The following is an 18979-nucleotide window of genomic DNA, read 5'->3' on the forward strand; positions in this document are numbered from 1 at the left end:
CATGAACTTCCATAAGGTCATTTGGCAGGAAGGAATGTTGCTGCGTCCGCAGCACTTCCAGCACAACGATCGGTATCACGACCATCAGATAAAGGCTCGCACTCAGTTGCTGGGTAGTTTCACCTGGGGGTTCCTGAGCCTGGACGTTGATTCGCAGTTTCTCAACATGGGCAAACTGGTGGTCAACCGTGCCTCGGGAGTCCTGCCGGATGGCAGTCTTTTCGAAGTCGGTAGTAGCACGCAACCGTTGGTGCTGGATGTACCTGTGAACACGGGCAACACATCGGTCTATCTGGCGTTGCCGCTGGTCACTGGCAACCACATCGAAGCTCGTCGTCTGGAGCAGGCGGACGTGTTGGCACGATATGTCGCGTATGAGCGAGAGGTGACGGACTCCAACGCCGGCGACGGTTGCGCAAGCCAGGTCAGTTGCGCCCGTCCGGACTTCCGCTTGCTGCTGGGCGACCAGCAAGGCGATCAGGGTTTTGTCAGATTGAAAATCTGTCATGTCCTCGACACCACGCCCGAGGGCGTGATCAGTCTCGATCCGGACTTCGTACCGACCTACATCCAGATGCACTCATCGAGCTATTTGCTTTCGTGCCTGAAGGAGGTGATCAGCATGCTCGGTCACCGGGGGGACACCATTGCACAAAGGATCCGTTCCAATGGCAAGGTGGGCGGCGCGGAAGTCGGTGACTTCATGATGCTGCAATTGATCAATCGAACCGAGCCGTTGCTGCGTCACTATCTCAATCTGCAGCAGGTTCACCCGCAAGAGTTGTACTGCACGTTGTTGACCCTGCTGGGTGAGCTGGCGACTTTCTCAAGTGACAGCAAGCGTCCGCGAGTGGATGTTCGCTACGAACACAGTGACCAGGGCGCGAGTTTTCGCAAGCTGATGGAGGCAATCCGTCAGGTGCTGTCGATGGTGCTGGAACAGCATGCCATCGAGTTGCCGATGCAGGCGCGTCAGTACGGAATCATTGTTTCGCCTTTGCACGATCCAAAATTAACGGGGTCGGCCTCGTTCGTGCTGGCCGCCAGCGCCCACTGCGACAGCGAAGAATTGCGCCATCGATTGCCTGCACACCTCAAGGTCGGCACGGTCGAAAGCATCCGCCAACTGGTCAATCTGCATTTGCCGGGTTTCAAAATCAAACCGTTACCGGTGGCTCCACGGCAGATCGCCTTTCACGCCAACAAGACTTATTTCATTCTTGAACTCGGCTCCGAAGACCAGGCGCAACTCGAGCGCTCTGGTGGTTTCGCGTTCCACGTTTCCGGTGAGTTCGCGGAGCTGGAACTGAAATTCTGGGCCATCAGGAGTTGAGCGACATGATCAAGGACATGCAATACGACCAGGATGACAAAACTGTCCTGCTTGACCGTCTCGGCCGTGGGCCGGCACAGGGACCCCTGACGGACTCGGCGGCACCGCCGCGTTTCGAGCAGCTCGAAGATCGCATGATCTACGCCGCTCGGCAGATGCCGCAGCAAACTTTCAACGTCCGCCGCAACGCATTGGTGGCATCGGCGTCATGGCTGTTATCGGAAGTGGTGCGGCTCAAGCACTGCGCTACCGGTGAAGACTTACCCAGCCTCAATCAGCGATTGAGCACGGCACTGGAACACTTTGCAGATGGCGCATTACGTGTCGGTATCGAAAGCAGCCAGGTTTCAACTGCACGTTATGTGCTGTGCACCGTGGTGGATGAGGCGGTGGTGACAACCGCGTGGGGAAAGGAGAGCCAGTGGTCACAAATGAGTCTTCTCAGCAGGTTTCACAATGAGACGTCTGGTGGTGAAAAGTTCTTCCAGTTGCTTGATCGGCTGTCAAAAAACCCGATCAAGCACCTGCCGATGCTTGAGCTGATGTACGTGTGCCTGTCGCTCGGGTTCGAGGGTAAATACCGAATCCAGGCACGAGGTCTTCTGGAGCTCGAAAATCTTCGTGATGCGCTTTTTCGGCAGATTCGCCTGATACGCGCAGATGCTCCCCATGAACAGCCATCACGCGGTAACGGTGAGGGTGAGGGCAAGCGCCAAAGTCCGGTTCGTATCGTGCCGTGGTGGATGATGGCGCTGGTAACAGCGATGTGTCTGATGGTGATGTATTCAGGCTTCGCCTGGGTTTTGAGGGAGCAGCGAGCTTTAGTGCTGCAGCCTTTTCATCAATTTGAGCAGGACGCGATTCAAGCGCAGGCGCAGCCATGGAAGGAGCGCGAGTGATGAAAAACCTCTTCGGAAAAACCGCTGCCTTTTTGCGTAAAACCTGGGTGTGGAGTCTGCTCTCGATATTGTTGACGGCAGTGTTCGTGTGGCTTGTCGGGCCGTTGTTGGCGATAGATGATTTCAGGTTCTGGGAAAGCCCGACGTCTCGATTGCTGAGTATCAGTGTGTTGTTTCTGGTGTGGGGGCTGGCCATGGTTTTTGTCAGCTGGCGCACCGGCATTCGCGAGCAAGCCGAGGGGCGCGGGCTGGGTGTCGATCGTTTGCTCCGAGAGCAACAGATTGACGAAGAGCGCGCGGACCTGAGGGCACGCTTCAAGGCCGCCGTTAAAGTCCTCAAGACGTCGAGCTTCTATCGCAATCAGCGCGAGCGAGGGCGACGCGATCTGCCTTGGTACTTGCTGATCGGCCCTCAGGGGAGTGGCAAAACCACGCTGCTGAATGTCTCGGGTCTTGAATTTCCCCTTAATAACCTTGACCGCAAATCGACCGATGAATCACCAGGTACCCGTTCGTGCGATTGGTACTTTGCCGAAGGCGGCGTGTTCATCGACACCCCCGGACGCTATCTCAACCAGCCGGATGCTGACATTGACGCTGGCGGTTGGGCCACGTTGTTGGCGTTGTTGCGCAAGCGCCGCCGACACCGTCCGCTCAATGGCGTACTGGTTACCCTGCCGGTGCAAACTCTCCTCTCGCATGACGGCGAAGCCCTTCAAATGCTTGCGCGGCATGTGCGCGCACGCTTGCAAGAGGTGCGGCAAAAGCTGCATATCGAACTGCCGGTCTATCTGGTGTTGAGCAAGGCGGACGAGCAGTCAGGCTTCAATGAATTCTTTGATCAGCTGACCCGGGAGGAAAGTGATCATGTGCTGGGTGTGAGCTTGAGCAAAGACCTGGGCTCGGCTGATGCGAGTGCGATACGTGTGGAGTTTGAAGCGCTGCTGCATCGTCTCGATAGCCAGGTGATCATGCGCATGCATCAGGAGCGTGACCCTCTTTGTCGAGGTCGTATTCTCGATTATCCGCATCAATTGGGATTGCTCGGCGAAGGGCTTTGCCAATTCATTGAAATGGCCTTCTGCGGTCATCGTAGTCAAGGCGCGAGTACATTTCGCGGCTTCTACTTGACCAGCGCCACTCGACCAGGAAAACCGCTTGCCTACAGTGGCGTGAACAATGCTGTATTGACGACTCCGCTTATGGGTCACCCGCGGTTCATAAGCCATCTGTTCAGCCGGATCATTTTTCCCGAAGCCGATACTGTTCAACTCGACAAGCGCGAGCACAGCCTTGTTTGTTGGGGGCAGCGAACGCTGTACATGACCTCGCTGGCGGCGCTGAGCCTGTTCGGTCTGTGGTGGGCCGGAGGTTTCTCGGCCAATCATGAGCGGCTGGAAAACCTGCGCACGCTGGCACAAGCCTGGACTCTCCAGCGTTCGGCGCTGCCCCCTCAAGGCAATTTGTTGCCGGTTCTGCAAAACCTTGATGCCATTCATGCAGCGACACAGGCATTCCCGCAGGCAAGTGACGTTTCGTACCGGGAGCGTGGTGGCTTGTATCAGGGTGAAGCTGCCAATCCGGCGATCATGAGTGCTTACGAGCGTGAACTTGAAACACACCTGCTGCCGTCGATCGCGTCGCTACTGGAAGATCAGATTCGCACCCAGCCGGTGGACCGCGAGCGTTTGCTCAACAGTCTTCGTGCATACCTGATGCTCAGTCTCAAGGATCGCCGCGACGTGATATGGCTGAAAGACTGGATCGCCAGCGATTGGTCCCGCCGATACGCCGCAAACAACGCCGTGCAAAGTCGCTTGAGCGGACACCTTGATCAGTTGCTGAGTCAATCATTCAGCTACCCGCTCAATGATCCACTGGTCGCTCAGGCGCGGCAGATACTGCGCAGCGAGTCCCTGGCCAATGTGGTTTATCGGGTGCTGCGCGAGCAGGCTCGCGCGCTCCCCGACTACCACTTGAACCAGCACCTGGGACCTCAGGGCGATGTGTTCGTGGGTACCCGCTCCCTGATCCCCGGGTTCTACACCCTGAAGGGTTATCAGCAATATTTTTCGGTAAAGGGTGCCGCGCTGGTCACCGATATTCTGCGTGACAACTGGGTATTGGGTGAGAGTTCGCAGATCAGCGCCATGGACCTGCGGCATTTGATGGTCGAACTGGAGCAACTGTACTTTCGTGATTACGCCAATGTCTGGGGCGATGCCATCGCACGGATTGCGTTGCAACCGATCGAGGAGGCCGGGGAAGGCGCCGAACAGTTGGCCAGCCTGACTTCAGCCAGCTCACCGGTGCTGCAACTGCTGGCGCAAATTCGCGAGAACACGCGCATTCCCTCGATCGCCGATAGCGTGGATGACGCCGCGGCATCAGCACAACAGCTCACGCAGAAGAGCGGTGGGTTGGGCTCACTTGCCGTCGCCAACGTAAAAAAGGCTTCCGGGACATTGGCCGGCCATTTGCCCGATACGGCAAGAAAGGCAATGCAACGCCGCTTCGAACCCTTGCACCGTTTGCTGGATGACGACAACGGTCCGAGTGCCGACCTGACTGCCGTATTGCACGCGCTCAACGAGCTACAACTGCAGCTGACGAGTCTGGCTCGTGCCGGCACCCCGGACCTGGCCGCGTACGAAATGGCCAAGGCACGCATGGGAAACCAGCGCGACGCGCTGAGCATTTTGCGAACGGCGTCCGGTCGTTTGCCTCGGCCGGCGGCGACCTGGTTCAACACGCTTGCCGAAGACAGTTGGCGCCTGGTGCTCAACGACGCTTACCGGTTCGTGAATCAGCGTTATCAGAGTGAGCTGTATAGCTTCTATGGCAAGTCGATCAACAAGCGATATCCCTTTAACGCGCACAGCGCCAGTGATGTGGCGCTCAGCGATTTTCGCGAGTTCTTTAAGGCCCAAGGCCTTGTTGAGCGCTTTTTCGACAATTACATGCGCCCGTTTGTGAGCGGCAATCCGGGCAGCTACCGCCTGAAAACCGTTGATGGGCGCTCCCTGCCCGTCTCCAGGTTTTACCTCGATCAAATGGCTTCGGCACATGTGATCCGCCAAAGTTTTTTTGCTGAAGATCCTTCCGAGCCACAGGTGCGATTCAAGCTGGAGCCTTACTCCCTGGATCCGACCGTCAGCCGTGCCGAGTTCAGATTTGGCGACAGGACCATGGAGTACCGTCATGGTCCGATCATGGCAGCCTCATTTAAATGGCCCGTCGAGGCCGAAGACGGACGTACAAGTCTGGTACTCGACAGAATGGTGGGGCGCCCGATCGGAATCGAGAAAAACAAGGGTCCATGGTCATTGTTCCGACTCCTGGACCTGATGCAGACCGAGTCTTTGATCGGTCGTGATGTGCTGGTGCTCAAGGCTGATGTGGGTGGCCTGCGTGCCAATTACCTGCTCATGAGTCAACGCACACCGAACCCGTTCGACATGGGTGTGCTACGTACTTTCCGCATGCCCATGCAGCTCTGATGACGACACTTGGCGTTTGGCGCAGCGTTGCGCGCACGGATCGCGGAAAAATCCGGGCGCGCAATGAAGATGCTTTCCTTGAAGATCCGAAAAAAGGCATGTGGGCGGTCGCCGACGGCATGGGCGGGTATCAACGGGGCGACATTGCCAGCCAGCTGATTGTCGCTGGCCTGGCCGAGTTAGCGGAGCAAAGCGATTTCGATGAGCGAGTCAAAGGTGTACGGCGGTGCCTGTCGTGGCTCAATCGTCGCTTGAATCAGGAATTGACCGTGGTTGCCGGGCGTCAGGACGACATCATCGGCAGCACAGTGGTGACGTTGCTGATCGAAGGCAGCCGTGCAGTCTGTATCTGGGCCGGGGACAGTCGTTGCTATCTGTGGCGCGAGCAGCGGCTGTATCAGCTGACCAGGGACCATTCGCTGAGGCAGCAACTGATCGACGAACACAGGATGGATGACCGGCAGGCCTGGGCTCAACCGCACTCGGCTGCGTTGACCCGCGCAGTGGGCGCCAGCGAGCAATTGAACCTTGATGTGCTGGAGTTCGTAGTGCATCCCGCCGATGTGTTTCTGTTATGCAGCGACGGCTTGCACCAAGACTTGAGCCGTGAGTCCCTGGGGCGCGCCTTGAGTCTGCCTGCACCGGAGTCGGCATTGACGCGTTTGTTCGAAGAAGTGTTAGGCGGCCCGGCGCGGGATAACCTGACAGGCTTGGTTATTCGCCAATGAGTGGGGCCGGGGACGTACTTGATGACTTGTCCAGCCGCGACGAAGACCTGACGTACTTCGCTTTCGCAAAACCTGTAGCGACACGCACGGATGCGACGCAAGGACGGCCAGAACAGGTGCCGGATGTGTTGGCCGGGCGCTATCGCCTCGAACGTCTGCTCGGTGCTGGCGGGATGGGAGTGGTGTATCGCGCACGGGACTTGTTGCAAGAACAGTTCGGTGATCCCGAGCCTTACGTCGCGCTGAAAATGCTCAGCGATGAATATGCGGATTGCGTGGACGCCAGTGCCCTGCTTTTCAGTGAGTTCGCCCTGACGCGGCGTGTACAGCACCCGAATGTAGTGCGCTTGTACGGTTTTGAGGCAGATACCCGTTGCAACAGGGCTTTCATCACAATGGAGCTGATGCGCGGCCTGACCCTGGATAAGTTGCTGTGCGAGCGGCCCTTGGGTTTACCGTGGCCAGAGCTGCGCGACATCGCACTGCCATTGTTCGATGCATTGGCCCATGCCCACAGTCGCGGCGTGCTCCACGGTGATATCAAACCGAGCAATGTGATGGTCGGCGAGGAAGGCCTTCGACTATTCGATTTTGGTTTGGGATTGGCCGAGGAAGATGCCTTGCCCGGCCTGCCGACGCTGAGCCGTCAGGGTTTCCATGCCTGGACCTTTGGCTATGCTGCCCCGGAATTGCTCGATGGCTCGCCGCTGGTGGCCAGCGCAGATGTCTTTTCGGTGGCTTGCGTGCTCTATGAGCTGGGATGTGGCAAACACCCATTGCGTCGAGTGCCGTCCAATCAGGCCCGTGATGCGGGTATGGAAGTTGAGCCTTTGACGTCCAGTCACCTGCCCAAACGCTGTTGGACCTCCTTGAAAACCGCGTTGTCTTTCGATCCTTCGAAGCGACACATCACGGTGGCCCAATTGCGTCAGGACTTCGCAGGCGCTAGTCATTCCAGGTTACTGCAAGGCTGGAGTCGACTTTTTTCGAACAGGTTTCGTCAATGACTTGGTAGTCATCACCGCCAAAATAGCGCCATCGTCTTCTAACGAATCGCGATAGTAGCGTTATCGCCCGAAGTCGCTACACTGCGCCGGCCGTTCATTTTTCTCTTGAGGCTTGCGCATGAAATTTCGTTTTCTGCTGTGGATGCTGGGTTTGTTGATGGGCAAGGCCAGCCGGACCAATCCTGCGTTTCAGCAGCAGTTGGGTGACAAGGAGCTGGTGTTTCAGCTGCAGACCCTGGACGGGAAGGTGGCACGGCATTTTCGCGTGAAGGATCAGCGCATCACCAGCAAGGCTGGCGTGTATGCCGAGCCTGCGTTCGCCATTGCCTTCAAAGACGCGGCCTATGGCTTTGCCACCCTGCAGGCGAAGAACAAGCAGCTGGCGTTCATGACGGGGATTCAGGACAAGTCGATTCAGATCAAGGGCAACCCGGCGCTGGTGATCTGGTTCCAGGGGCTGACCAAGTATTTGAAGCCGAAGAAGGCTAAGGCTTGAGGACTTGTGGGTAGCGCCGGCGAGGAATATTCGTAAGAGCAGTTGGAGCGCCTGGTCCATCAATCGGTGTTCGAGCCGAACAAGCGCTTGCATCAGTACGTGCCGTGGACTTGAGAACGATCAAGGCTGCCGCTGGCTAGAGGCTGAAGTCGGCCAGGAGCAGACGTTCCGAGTAGGGAAGATAAATCCCTTTCTCCGCTGGAAAGCGGCACTTCCCGCCGATCAGTTGCCCCAGCGAACTTCTCCAAAAAACTCGTAAATACTTTGTCCATTCAGTATCGCCTTAGTGCTTTGACGATTTCGATTCGAGCCTCGGAGCACATCGTCTACAGATCCGAAAAACTGTAGGGCTGGAGTTCGGCTATTTGGGACAGCAGGGTTAAATGTTCCACCGCCTTCACTTTCTCAAGATGATCGAGGGTATCCGGGCCGCCGAGCATTAGGGCTGGAACGAAGCCGTACATCTCGTCGTGGCGTAGGGTGCCGAGCTTTTTCTTTGCTGGTTTGAACAGGTCGCCATAATCGTTAGCGTCTACCTCACACGACAACAGGAAACATCGCAATCCTTTATCCATGTCCTCTCCTGTGAAAATGGATTTGAATGTTATATAGCGGGAAAGCACACTAGTTATCTTAAGGGAAGCACCTGTTTTTTCTCCCCATAGATACAAATTTCCAAAAGCGCCACGAGCAATCAGATGATAATTGTCCTTTTCTTTTAGTTTTGTGTCTTCAATCCAGGATGCCACCACTCCTTCATATTCCTGAGGATTGACGATCCAGAAAATCCCGTCGCCGTACCCAGACCAACCATGTTCTGACCAATATTCCAATAACTGATTGGGCAGCTTGCCTCTGTAACGCTCAATACTTGACGCAGGAACTTCCTGTCGATCAACAGGTGCGCCAACTTTTTCTATAAACCTAGCAAATACCTTGTCCACGATGCCTTCCTTTAATTAGCACTTATGTAATTTCACATTAAGAAAAGTTGACTCTCGCATCGAGGTGGGAATGTTTTCAGCAGCAGCTTTCAAATTTGCGATTTTTGGCCTCCACTGAGGACCGATGCTTGAATTTACTTGTCGATCACCAAAGTCCGCAATGATGTCCTTACCGCCAGCCCTCAAATCAGGATTATTCGATCAGCTCGTTAAGGACGCTGGCGATATCGATGTCAGCGAAGCGTTGTCTCAATAAGCGAGCCGCTTCCCACTCAGCCTCGATGAAGGCAGACCTGACGCAATTGACCCGACGAATATTGAGCGAGAGGGAGGGAACGGGTTCGTTGAAGTGAGCGCGATACCCGGCGCCTCCCTGGTAACCCATCTCTCGAGTGATGCGGTTTTCTATCTCGTGCCACGTGGGCACCCTGTGCCATAAAAACATCAATTGTCTCCCTGACAATTCGCTCCTTGCAGGACTCATCAAGTTGTACGTGGGCAAAGGACCGAGGCACAGGGGGACCGCATGACCCAAAAGATCAAATCGGACGCGTCCTACACGCGTTGCGGAAACAGGGAAGTTAACTGTGTTGGGTTTTGTGCTCCCAACTGTGTGCCGGGCGCCATAACGAGAAAAACCCCGAAGGTGAAGAACACACCGACCGGGGTTGTTGACTGTTAGATGAGTTAGCGGGCCAGGCTGTGTTGCTTGGCGAGTATCGCCGCCATTTCCGGATCATCCAGATGATCAAGTACTCGCTCGACCAACAAATGCACCCCGTCGGCCATGCGGCTGATTGCCAGGGCCACAGAGCGGCGTGAGCCGTCTACATCATCGGCGAGGTCGGCGGCGATGGCGCTGATCGACAGCAGGTCTTCCGAGGCATTGGCGAGTAGGGCTTCGGAATGAATGCCCGGGCATACACTGAAGAGTTGACCGTTGTGTTTGGGAGTTTTCTTATCTGTTGGCGGAAAGTGATGGTCGAGGGCGCGTTCGGCGGCTTCGTGGAGCTTGGTGAAATCTGGGGGTTCGTAAGGCGATATCGGATCGGTATCCGGCGGATTCGGCGTAACTTTTAACATGTCTGCAAACTCCGAAATATTGCCTCAACCACTTCGCGACTAAACGAAAGGGTGGCGGCTGTACGCAGGTTAGTCGACCGGGGGAGTTAGCAAAACCGGCGCGCCCGAGAGCGCCCTGCGCACAGTCACCATCAAATACAGATACGAATATCTGACTGAACGGAACGCTGTGCAGCTTACTAACAACCTCAGGCGACTAAACCTGACCACTGATGGGCAGTGGCAGGGAAACGATAGAGGCCAAGGTTAAGGCGCACAAGCCGGCGGATTCTGGCGTACCTGTAGGCAACGGCACAAGGTTTTGTAGCTTTCATGAAGTAACTATGAGGGATGTTAAACAGCCCTTGTTAAGTTGCGTTTACTCGGAGTGGGAATGGTGTTTAGGGCGATGAAATCGTCCCGAAAATTGAGGAGGCCTCCGACGTCTTTTTAGGGTTGGCGGTCGGAAGCGTGACAGTTAGCGTGATGTCTCCAAACATCTTATGGATATTCACTATGCCCAAAGACACTGAGTCACACGCCGGATCACAAGTGGAAAGCACTGCTCCATACGTCGCCGGTTCTACAAAGGAACGTCACGATGCCGTTGATCGAGCTCTCGATTTTTACCTGAAACCGATACCAGCAAAATCAGCTGCAATGCATGCTCCCGGGAGTATCTTTGTAGTTGCGCCCGATGTGGACAATGAAACTTTGTTAGCCCACGCCTGCGAATCGCTGGCGTCGGCAGGTGCGATGGCCAGTGAGTTTGCCGGGGGGTTGGAAGGGGTTAGCCGTAAGGCGATGTTGGCACTTCAACAGGTGATCATGTTAAGTGAGTTGGCAGTGAGTCGAGTGCTCGATAATCTTGGCTCGACTCACAATTCGTAAACATGCCCCAGGATACCGGTCTCTGCCAAGAGTCCTCTGAAGTACTACTCGGCCGCAGAGGCCCATCTCTTTCTATTACTTCGCATATAAATGCTGCTGGTTTGCCAGCAAACGAAATCGCGGAACTTATGACATTTGATTCAGGTTGGCGGTCTGAAGATGGAAACGAGAACGATCAAAGCTGCCGCTGGCTAGAGGCTGAAGTCGGCCAGGAGGGGGCATTGCAACGATCCAGCACGCCAGGTCCGGAGCAGCAAGCGTTGAGAGAAAACGCAAGATAGATTCACTGCCAACTTACACCTTGACAGGTTTTACAAACCGAAGGATAAGGCTGCTCGGTCTACATATTCGCGCAGACATTCATGGAGGAATTGAGATTGAAGTTGTGTCATTCAACACTGTTACTAAGTCTTGTCTTATGCACCGTTGTAAATGCGGCACCGACAGCCGAGGCTGAAGCAACCCTTCAGCATGCGCTGCGAATAGCGGAAGACAGCAAGCAACAGATAGATTTGATTGTGGAGCAGGAACAACAAGGCAAAATCGATAAAGGTGCTCTAACTGAAACCATCCGGGCAGTGGCTAACAAAGCTGAAACATTTGAACGCGAACTGCGTAAAGCTAGCAGCGAGGGTCATGGCGTAGCCACTTACCTGCTGGCAACTCTAAAAGAACGCAGCAAGACAATGTCTGGTCGAGACTACTCGGCGATACATGCAGAGGCTTGTGCGCTCTATCAGCGTGCCACGGATCAAGGCCTGCTGGCCAGCGCGGTAATGCAATTGCGCGACTGTGATCAAGCGTACCAGCGTTTCAAGTTCAATGACCCTGAACTTCTGCGGCTTAGGGGACAACTGCTAAATGCGTTGGAGCAGCCGGACCCATACTCAGGCCATTACCCATTGCCGGCGTTAAATTCGTACTGTTTCAAAGAGCTGAAGATGCCCCAGATCAACCGTGAGCAACCATTGACCTCACTGAGGGATCTCTACTCCCCTGTGCTGCTGAGCCGGGAACAGTTTCGAGCCGATGGTTATTATCTGCTAGCGCTCAAAAGTGGTATCGAGAATCCGGCAGCACGAAGCTATTTCAAGCAAGTGAAAGATAAGGCGCCGGGCTGCCTTGATCCGATTGATCTCAAAACCATGTTTGAGCCAATAGACCGAAACAGCAATTGAGCTCAACCTTGGCCCACCTTCAATAGCGCTATTAACTACAACAGATACCATGGGCAAGTATTTCGGTTGGCTTCCAGACGGGTTGATACGGATTTATTTTAGCCTTGACTCGAGACTGGCTAATGGGTGTCCCTATCTCCCAAGCCTGAAACAGCTCGGCGTTCCCGCCGCGCGTATGCCGACCGAAGCCTTCTGGCCCCGGGCAAGACAGGACTGATTGAAGGTCAGTGTGATGGCACGAAGGGCGACGGGGTTGTCGGTGCCGGCAACGCATAGGCCCGTTTCATCCACGCCACCTCCGCCAACGGTGTGCGGCCGAAGAGGCGCTTGAAGTCGCGGCTAAATTGCGAAGCGCTTTCATAACCCACCAGAAATGCCGATTTGGCCGCTGTCAGGTCGTTGCGCAGCATCAGTAATCGCGCCTGATGCAACCGTGTCGACTTGAGATACTGCATAGGCGAGGAATCGGTCACCTTGCGAAAATGGAGATGAAAGTTGGGCACGCTCATCTGCGCTTCCTGGGCCAGGGCTTCTACATCCAGATGCTCTTGGTAACTGCTGTGGATTTTGCGAATGGCGCGCGTCACCTTGCCGAATTGGCCCTGCTGGGCGATGGCCGCGCGTAGGGTGCCACCTTGTTCGCCGGTGAGGATGCGGTAGTAGAGTTCGCGCAGCATCGCCGGGCCTAGGATTTGCGCGTCGGTGCGGTCGCCCATGACTTCCAGAAACCGCAAGGTCGACAGGCGCAGCGGTTCGTCCATGGGCGAGGCGTACATGCCCATAGGCTGTGCCGCGCTGAAGTTCCATACCTCATCCACCTGCTGTATCAGCTCTCCGGCCAAGGTGAAATCCAGACGCAGGTACACCGCCAGCATTGGTTGCGCCTCGCTAGCGTCTGTCTCCATCGTAAAGGGCACTGGCACCGACACCACCAGATAATGCTGGGCGTCATAAACGTAAACTTCATCACCCAGATAACCGCGTTTCTGCCCCTGACAGAGGATGACGATGCCCGGTTCATACAAAACCGGCGTGCGCGTCAGCGGCCGGTTGGAGCGCAGAAAACGCACATCATCCAGCGGGCTCAGGTTGTAGCCCTCCAGCGGCGCAAGCTGATCCATCAATTGCACCATACGCGCTGTGCTCGGGTCCTTGGGTTTGGGCATCGACTACACGTTCTCCACATTTATGCTCAGCCATCCGTAGAACAGCTAAGCGCTTCCCATTGCTCAATACTCTCCGCCGTCCGGTGCAGCTTGTCACGCACCAGAGCCAGGGCGTCGCTGCCCAGCAGCAGTTGAGTCGGCGGGTTAGGGCTGGCGATAATCGTTAGCATGGCGCGTGCGGCTTTCTGCGGGTCGCCCAGTTGATGGCCGCTTTTTTCCTCACGGGCTTTTCGCACCGGGTCGAAAATCGCATCGTAGTCTCTGATACTGCGCGGTGTACGTTGCATCGAACGGCCCGCCCAGTCTGTGCGAAACGACCCCGGCGCCACGGCCGTGACAAAAATATTGAAGGGTGCAAGCTCCTTGCTCAATGTGTCAGAGATGCCCTCCAACGCAAATTTGCTGCCGCAGTAATAGGCAATGCCCGGCATGGTGATATAGCCGCCCATGGAAGTGATATTGAGGATATGTCCCGCCCGCCGCTGGCGAAAATAAGGCACAAACGCCTTGGTAATCGCCACCGCGCCAAATACGTTTACGTCGAACTGGCGGCGCATTTCCGCCAACGACGACTCCTCGAAAATCCCCTCGTGACCATAACCCGCGTTGTTTACCAGCACATCCACCGGGCCGTGCTGGCCCTCAACAGCGGCGACCACCGCGTCGATTGCGTCGAAGTGGGTAACGTCCAGCACTACGCCATGGGCCCGCTCAGGCGAGAGCGCCTCGAAGGTTGCCAGAGAGGATTCGCTGCGAACAGTGCCGATCACTCGATGGCCCTGGGAGAGAGCTTCCTTAGCCAGGGCTTGGCCAAAACCACTGCTGACGCCGGTGATAAAAAGGGTTTTTTCTACACTCATGGGGCGCGCTCCTGAAGATATAGGACGAGGCCATGCTAGAGCGGAGAACAGTGGGGGACTATGCCGGATTGGATTTGAGTATTGCCTGATCCTATCGGGGTGGTGGGTGCCGATACTCGGTCCAGGATCGGCTGGTCAAATCTTATGCAACCGAAGGTCATAAGAATGCAAAAGATTGCTTGGATTGCAATTTCGCATCGGCCAAGTGGACCGCCTCAGTCATCCGAATCAGAAGCCTTTCGTCTGTCATGAAGTTTGGTTCTGTAAGTCTTGTAGATCTGCTGCACTTGCGGGTTGTCCAGGCTTTCGTACGTGATGTTTTCCTTGTCCAGGCCATCGAGGCCTCTGATGCCGCTGATGGTCGCAGGCCATTCGTCACGGCTGGATATATCGACGATGAAGGGTTTGAGGTAGGTATCGAGATGCCTCTCGCGAGGCTCTCTGATTTCTTCGCTCAGTGCCCGCAAGTAGCCGTCCTTGCCGGTTTTTGACCAGTCAATGGCAAACCTGGCCCGGTAGCAAAGCTCCATGAAGACCAAGAGGATTGTGCGTCCATTGCCGTCCAGAAAGGGGTGTGCGAAGGCCAGTTGCCCCATCACCTCGCCGGGGTGGTCTCTGAAACGTTTTTTGTCAGCCGCCAACACTAGCGCATAGTCGACAGACATCTTGATGGCGTTCGGGTGCTCGAAAATGGTGTGCCGGGGATCGTCGCGTGAACCCTTGAAGACGGCGAGGTGAGGTACAAGTTCGTTGCGGTCTTTTCCAGCCCAGGGATAAAAACCGGAGAACAGGATTTCATGAACCTTGAGCACGGCCTTGTAGTCGATTGACTTCTTATTGGCCAAAAAGGAAAGCGCATCTTCGATGCTCAATTCGAACGAAAGATGCTCGGATTCTTTAACTTCGGTAGGGTCTTTCAGTTGCAGCGAGTTACGTAGATAGCCAGCCGTATCGAAGTCGCCGAACGGATCAAAGGTCATGCGCTACGTTTCTGTGCGCGCCTTTCCTGAAGATAGCGTCCTTGAAGTGCAAGCGTCTCGGTTTTGCTCAGAACGCCTTTTTTCTTCAGATTGACGAGCAGCTGTTCAATGCCATCCAACTCAACGATATCGCCAGCCATTCGAGTGATGGTCACGGCCATGCGACTCATGCCATCAGGATCGGCAGTGATATGGTGGTCTTTAGCCAGTTGGCGGACTTGGCTTGCAACACTGGCAGCAGCTGTTTGGGTCATCGAAAAAGCCCTCTGTTTGCAGTCAAATCATAGCAGTGCGCTTGTTCTTTGTCAGACCGCGGTGGCGGCTTCGCGAGCAGGCTCGCTCCCACAGGATTGAGAGGATCCGGTGGGAGCGGGCTTATTTACGCCTGGGAGAATTGCGAAGCCAGTTCGCGCAGTAGCACTTCGGCTTCGAGGACTTTGCTGACGACGTCGTTGGCTTTTTCGCGGCTCAGGCCGAGGCGTTCGAGCAGGGCGTCGGGGATGTCTTCGTCGGGGCCGGAGCCGATGCCGCGGCCGCGCAGCAGGCGTACCGACAGGCACACCAGGTTCGGGTACTCGGCGTAGGCGCCGTCGTAGGCCGGGTCGTGCTGGAAACGCAGCGCGGTGGCCAGTTCCTCGGGCATGTCCCAATAGCGCATCAGCCATGAGCCGATCTGTTCACGGCTGATGCCCAGCAGGTGTTGCTCGATGTAGCTGTGGCACAGGTGCGGGTTGACCTCCAGGTGGCGGCAGATCAGCGAGAAGTGCGGCGGGAACACGTGGGCCAGCAGCAGGTAGCCGAAGTTGTGCAGCAGGCCGGCCAGGTAGGTCAGACCGGCTTCCGGGCGCTGGGTGCGCGGCATGGCGCGGGTCAGGCCTTCGATGACGGCAGCGGTGTAGATCGATTGCTGCCAGTACGGTGTGCTGTGTTGCGGCTGGTCTTTGGGCAGGCTCAGGGTTTTGCCCAGGGCCAGGCCCAGCGCCAGGTTGATCACCAGGTCGAAACCCAGCACCCGGACGATGGCGTCTTCTACCGAACGGATCTTGCCCGGCGAGGCGTAGTACGGCGATGCCGCCCAGCTCACGACTTGGGCGGCCAGCGCCGGGTCGGTTTCGACTACGCCGGTGATGTCATCAATGGTCGCGTTGGGGTCGACGCGCAGCTTGATGATTTTCTGTGCAGTTTCGGCCAGCGGCGGAATTTCGATGGTCGCTTCCAGGCGTTGCTGGATGCGCCGCGCGGTAAACGCTTGAACGGCCTGGGTGATTTCCTCGCGGTCATCGTCGGGGCGATCGAGGTTCGGGCGGATGCTGGTCAGCGCTTCACCAAAGTTGGCGGCGCTGGCCTTGCTGAGCATGGATTTGAACGCTTCGCTGGTGATTTCCAGCAGCACGCCCGGCTCGCCCGAGTTAACCAGCACAGTCGGTTCGCGCAGCAGGCTTTCTTCGTACAGGCATGGTGAAGTGGTGAGCGATGGCAGGCCTGGCAGCAGGCTCAGGTTGTGTTTGCCGAGCATCTTTTCCAGGCGCTCGGTCGATACGGCTGTGAGGCGGCGACCGGTGAGTTCGGTGAGGCGATTGAGGTCGAGCAACTGGCTCTGCGGGAACAGCACCATCAGCGCGCCGACAGCGTCATCGAGCAGTACGGCCTGCACCTTGCGCGCCGGATTCAGTCCGTGATGGTCCAGGACTTCTTCGTAGGCAATGCCCAGTCTGCCCAGCAACATCCGTATAACCGACGGAGCGTGCGGAGGTTCGGGAGCGAGGGCTGCGTCGGTCATGGTCTGTATCCGTGTTAAAACAATTGCAGGAGTATAACCAGCTCTGTAGGAACGAGCTGATAGAAACTGCGACGATGCTCACACTTGGCCGTATTGCTGCCCATGGCGAAGCCAGCGGTCGAGCAACGGGCTGACGTGGTCGGGCCAGCGCTCCAGCAAGGCTTGGGCGGCATCACGCACCGCGGGCAGCAAGTCGGCATCACGCATCAGGTCGGCGACCTTGAATTGAAGCAGGCCGGTTTGCCGCGTGCCGAGCATTTCGCCGGGGCCGCGCAGTTCGAGGTCTTTTTCGGCGATGACAAAGCCGTCGTTGGTTTCGCGCATGATGCCCAGGCGCTGGCGACCAATCTGTGACAGCGGCGGATGGTAGAGCAGCACACAATGGCTGGCGGCACTGCCTCGACCCACGCGACCGCGCAACTGATGCAGTTGCGCCAGGCCAAGGCGCTCGGGGTTTTCAATGATCATCAGACTGGCGTTGGGCACGTCCACACCGACTTCGATCACCGTGGTGGCCACCAGCAGTTGCAGGTTGCCGGCCTTGAACTCGGCCATCACCGCGGCTTTCTCCACTGGCTTCATACGGCCGTGGATCAGCCCGACCTTCAGCTCGCCGAGGGCGGCGGTGAGGTCTTCAAAAGTGGTTTCCGCGGCCTGGCAGGTCAGCTCTTCGGACTCTTCAATCAGCGTGCACACCCAGTAGGCCTGACGTCCTTCGGCGCACGCGCTGCGTACCCGTTCGATGACTTCAACGCGCCGGGTGTCGGTGATCAGCACGGTATTGACCGGGGTTCGACCGGGTGGCAATTCGTCGAGGATCGAAGTATCGAGGTCGGCGTAGGCGCTCATGGCCAGCGTGCGCGGGATCGGCGTGGCGGTCATGATCAACTGATGCGGGCACATCCGCCCGCCGACGCCTTTCTGCCGCAGCGCCAATCGCTGCTGCACGCCGAAGCGGTGTTGTTCGTCGATGATCACCAGCGCCAGGTTCTTGAACTGCACTTCGTCCTGGAACAGCGCATGCGTACCGACCACCATCGGCGCGCCGCCGGCGATGTGTTCCAGCGCGGCCACACGGTTTTTGCCCTTGAGTTTGCCGGCCAGCCACGCGACTTCGATGCCCAGCGGTTCGAGCCAGCGCTTGAACGTGATGAAGTGCTGCTCGGCGAGAATTTCGGTGGGCGCCATCAACGCGACCTGATAACCCGCCTCCAATGCCTGCAGTGCGGCAAGGGCGGCGACCACGGTCTTGCCCGCGCCAACATCGCCCTGAATCAGCCGCAACATAGGCTCGTGCTGACTGAGGTCGTAGGCAATCTCGTTGCCGACTCGCTGCTGCGCACCGGTGGGATTGAAGCCGAGATTGGCCAGGTATCTGGCCGGCAACTTCGTGGCTTTGGGCATCGCCGGTGCGCGCAGGGAACGCATGCTTTCGCGCAGGCGTTGCTGAGACAGTTGATGGGTCAGCAGTTCTTCAAAGGCCAGACGGTGCTGCGCCCAGTGATGGCCGAGGGCGAGTTCGTCGACATCGGCATCCGCCGGCGGGTTGTGCAGATAGCGGATCGCGTCGGCCAGTGGCGCCAGTTGATAGTCCCGGGCCAGTTCCTTGGGCAGCCAGTCGGGCAGGCTGCTGGGGCCGAGCAAGGTCAGGGTTTGCATGCACAGCTGGCGCAGGCGTTGTTGCGTCAGGCCTTCAGTGAGCGGGTAAACCGGGGTCAGGGTTTCATCCACGGGCGGCGGCTCGTCGCCAGTAATGGCGCGGTATTCCGGGTGGTAGATTTCCAGTCCCGAGGCGCCGGGCCGTGCTTCGCCGTAGCAGCGAATCCGCGTGCCGCGCTTGAGGGCTTCTTTCTGCGCATTGCTGAAATGATAGAAGCGCAGGCTAAGGCCACCGGTGCCGTCCTGCAGGCGCACCACCAGGCTGCGACGGCGGCCCATGACCACGTCGGCGCCGCTGACGGTACCTTCGATCACCGCGTCCTGCCCCGGGCGCAGGGCACCGATCGGCACCACGCGGGTGCGATCCTGATAACGCAGCGGCAAGTGAAACAGCACGTCCTGGAGGTTTTCCAGGCCGACCTTGGCCAGTTTCTCGGCCATGGCTTCGCCGACACCCTTGAGTGCCGTCACCGACACTTGCGACAACTCGGTCATG

General features: G+C 57.1%; 17 protein-coding genes and 1 pseudogene. 8 read left to right on the forward strand and 10 right to left on the reverse strand.

Going from position 1 to position 18979, the window contains the following annotated elements; genetic code table 11:
• Window position 1 precedes the first annotated feature (1 nt).
• The 6 genes from tssK (at window position 2) to M5G20_RS27935 (ending at window position 7963) form a co-directional block, all read left to right on the forward strand.
• Window positions 2-1333: a type VI secretion system baseplate subunit TssK gene (gene tssK / locus M5G20_RS27910; RefSeq protein ID WP_273921844.1), complete on the forward strand. Its 1332-nt coding sequence runs from the start codon at window positions 2-4 to the stop codon at window positions 1331-1333.
• Between the two features lie 5 nt (window positions 1334-1338).
• The gene (icmH, locus tag M5G20_RS27915; protein ID WP_273921845.1) at window positions 1339-2232 is read left to right on the forward strand and encodes a type IVB secretion system protein IcmH/DotU; all 894 of its coding nucleotides are present in this window, start codon (window positions 1339-1341) and stop codon (window positions 2230-2232) included.
• Window positions 2232-5732, forward strand: a complete 3501-nt coding sequence (gene tssM / locus M5G20_RS27920; RefSeq protein WP_273921846.1) for a type VI secretion system membrane subunit TssM — start codon at window positions 2232-2234, stop codon at window positions 5730-5732. The genes icmH and tssM overlap by 1 nt, the downstream gene beginning before the upstream one ends.
• The gene (locus tag M5G20_RS27925; RefSeq protein WP_273921847.1) at window positions 5732-6460 is read left to right on the forward strand and encodes a PP2C family protein-serine/threonine phosphatase; all 729 of its coding nucleotides are present in this window, start codon (window positions 5732-5734) and stop codon (window positions 6458-6460) included. Before tssM ends, M5G20_RS27925 begins: the two co-directional genes overlap by 1 nt.
• Entirely contained in the window at window positions 6457-7467 is a 1011-nt protein-coding gene (locus M5G20_RS27930; RefSeq protein ID WP_273921848.1) for a serine/threonine-protein kinase, read from the forward strand. The genes M5G20_RS27925 and M5G20_RS27930 overlap by 4 nt, the downstream gene beginning before the upstream one ends.
• A gap of 118 nt (window positions 7468-7585) precedes the next feature.
• On the forward strand, window positions 7586-7963 hold the full coding sequence (locus tag M5G20_RS27935) for a helicase (RefSeq protein ID WP_273921849.1): 378 nt from the start codon (window positions 7586-7588) through the stop codon (window positions 7961-7963).
• 326 nt (window positions 7964-8289) lie between these two features.
• On the opposite strand, the gene M5G20_RS27940 is transcribed toward M5G20_RS27935, so the two are convergent.
• The 4 genes and pseudogenes from M5G20_RS27940 to M5G20_RS27955 form a co-directional block, all read right to left on the reverse strand.
• Window positions 8290-8907, reverse strand: coding sequence for a GAD-like domain-containing protein (locus M5G20_RS27940; protein WP_273921850.1), 618 nt, complete (start codon window positions 8905-8907; stop codon window positions 8290-8292).
• Between the two features lie 15 nt (window positions 8908-8922).
• A pseudogene (locus tag M5G20_RS27945) lies at window positions 8923-9105 on the reverse strand (polymorphic toxin type 15 domain-containing protein); the annotation flags it as partial.
• Window positions 9101-9352, reverse strand: coding sequence for a hypothetical protein (locus tag M5G20_RS27950; protein ID WP_337994307.1), 252 nt, complete (start codon window positions 9350-9352; stop codon window positions 9101-9103). The pseudogene M5G20_RS27945 and the gene M5G20_RS27950, both read right to left, overlap by 5 nt.
• Before the next feature lie 242 nt (window positions 9353-9594).
• Complete coding sequence (locus M5G20_RS27955) at window positions 9595-9990, reverse strand: DUF6124 family protein (RefSeq protein WP_273921852.1); 396 nt, start codon at window positions 9988-9990, stop codon at window positions 9595-9597.
• Between the two features lie 495 nt (window positions 9991-10485).
• Here M5G20_RS27955 and M5G20_RS27960 point away from each other — a divergent pair, with 495 nt between their 5' ends.
• Together M5G20_RS27960 and M5G20_RS27965 are read left to right on the forward strand one after the other, a co-directional pair.
• Entirely contained in the window at window positions 10486-10860 is a 375-nt protein-coding gene (locus M5G20_RS27960) for a DUF6124 family protein (protein ID WP_273921853.1), read from the forward strand.
• Window positions 10861-11222: 362 nt separating this feature from the next.
• Window positions 11223-12038 (forward strand): hypothetical protein, encoded by an 816-nt coding sequence (locus tag M5G20_RS27965; RefSeq protein WP_273921854.1) that lies wholly within the window; start codon window positions 11223-11225, stop codon window positions 12036-12038.
• 224 nt (window positions 12039-12262) lie between these two features.
• On the opposite strand, the gene M5G20_RS27970 is transcribed toward M5G20_RS27965, so the two are convergent.
• The 6 genes from M5G20_RS27970 to recG all read right to left on the reverse strand — a co-directional run bounded on the left by M5G20_RS27970 (window position 12263) and on the right by recG (window position 18978).
• Window positions 12263-13204 (reverse strand): AraC family transcriptional regulator, encoded by a 942-nt coding sequence (locus M5G20_RS27970; protein ID WP_273921855.1) that lies wholly within the window; start codon window positions 13202-13204, stop codon window positions 12263-12265.
• Between the two features lie 26 nt (window positions 13205-13230).
• Window positions 13231-14064, reverse strand: coding sequence for an oxidoreductase (locus tag M5G20_RS27975; RefSeq protein WP_273921856.1), 834 nt, complete (start codon window positions 14062-14064; stop codon window positions 13231-13233).
• Between the two features lie 215 nt (window positions 14065-14279).
• Window positions 14280-15044: a Fic/DOC family protein gene (locus tag M5G20_RS27980; RefSeq protein ID WP_273921857.1), complete on the reverse strand. Its 765-nt coding sequence runs from the start codon at window positions 15042-15044 to the stop codon at window positions 14280-14282.
• Window positions 15041-15298, reverse strand: a complete 258-nt coding sequence (locus tag M5G20_RS27985; RefSeq protein WP_273921858.1) for a hypothetical protein — start codon at window positions 15296-15298, stop codon at window positions 15041-15043. Before M5G20_RS27985 ends, M5G20_RS27980 begins: the two co-directional genes overlap by 4 nt.
• Before the next feature lie 125 nt (window positions 15299-15423).
• Window positions 15424-16824, reverse strand: coding sequence for an aminoacyl-tRNA deacylase and HDOD domain-containing protein (locus tag M5G20_RS27990; protein ID WP_273921859.1), 1401 nt, complete (start codon window positions 16822-16824; stop codon window positions 15424-15426).
• Window positions 16825-16902: 78 nt separating this feature from the next.
• Entirely contained in the window at window positions 16903-18978 is a 2076-nt protein-coding gene (gene recG / locus M5G20_RS27995) for an ATP-dependent DNA helicase RecG (protein WP_273921860.1), read from the reverse strand.
• Window position 18979 lies beyond the last annotated feature (1 nt).

The organism is Pseudomonas sp. TNT2022 ID1044 (genome assembly GCF_028656895.1).
GTDB classification, from domain to species: Bacteria; Pseudomonadota; Gammaproteobacteria; order Pseudomonadales; family Pseudomonadaceae; genus Aquipseudomonas; species Aquipseudomonas reinekei.

Coding starts and splice junctions, on each gene's coding strand:
- M5G20_RS27955 (WP_273921852.1), bottom strand. CDS start 9,990: ATGTTAAAAGTTACGCCGAATCCGCCGGATACCGATCCGATATCGCCT.
- M5G20_RS27975 (WP_273921856.1), bottom strand. CDS start 14,064: ATGAGTGTAGAAAAAACCCTTTTTATCACCGGCGTCAGCAGTGGTTTT.
- tssM (WP_273921846.1), top strand. CDS start 2,232: ATGAAAAACCTCTTCGGAAAAACCGCTGCCTTTTTGCGTAAAACCTGG.
- M5G20_RS27925 (WP_273921847.1), top strand. CDS start 5,732: ATGACGACACTTGGCGTTTGGCGCAGCGTTGCGCGCACGGATCGCGGA.
- M5G20_RS27935 (WP_273921849.1), top strand. CDS start 7,586: ATGAAATTTCGTTTTCTGCTGTGGATGCTGGGTTTGTTGATGGGCAAG.
- M5G20_RS27960 (WP_273921853.1), top strand. CDS start 10,486: ATGCCCAAAGACACTGAGTCACACGCCGGATCACAAGTGGAAAGCACT.
- M5G20_RS27930 (WP_273921848.1), top strand. CDS start 6,457: ATGAGTGGGGCCGGGGACGTACTTGATGACTTGTCCAGCCGCGACGAA.
- M5G20_RS27985 (WP_273921858.1), bottom strand. CDS start 15,298: ATGACCCAAACAGCTGCTGCCAGTGTTGCAAGCCAAGTCCGCCAACTG.
- tssK (WP_273921844.1), top strand. CDS start 2: ATGAACTTCCATAAGGTCATTTGGCAGGAAGGAATGTTGCTGCGTCCG.
- M5G20_RS27970 (WP_273921855.1), bottom strand. CDS start 13,204: ATGCCCAAACCCAAGGACCCGAGCACAGCGCGTATGGTGCAATTGATG.
- M5G20_RS27950 (WP_337994307.1), bottom strand. CDS start 9,352: ATGTTTTTATGGCACAGGGTGCCCACGTGGCACGAGATAGAAAACCGC.
- M5G20_RS27980 (WP_273921857.1), bottom strand. CDS start 15,044: ATGACCTTTGATCCGTTCGGCGACTTCGATACGGCTGGCTATCTACGT.
- recG (WP_273921860.1), bottom strand. CDS start 18,978: ATGACCGAGTTGTCGCAAGTGTCGGTGACGGCACTCAAGGGTGTCGGC.
- M5G20_RS27990 (WP_273921859.1), bottom strand. CDS start 16,824: ATGACCGACGCAGCCCTCGCTCCCGAACCTCCGCACGCTCCGTCGGTT.
- M5G20_RS27965 (WP_273921854.1), top strand. CDS start 11,223: ATGGAGGAATTGAGATTGAAGTTGTGTCATTCAACACTGTTACTAAGT.
- icmH (WP_273921845.1), top strand. CDS start 1,339: ATGATCAAGGACATGCAATACGACCAGGATGACAAAACTGTCCTGCTT.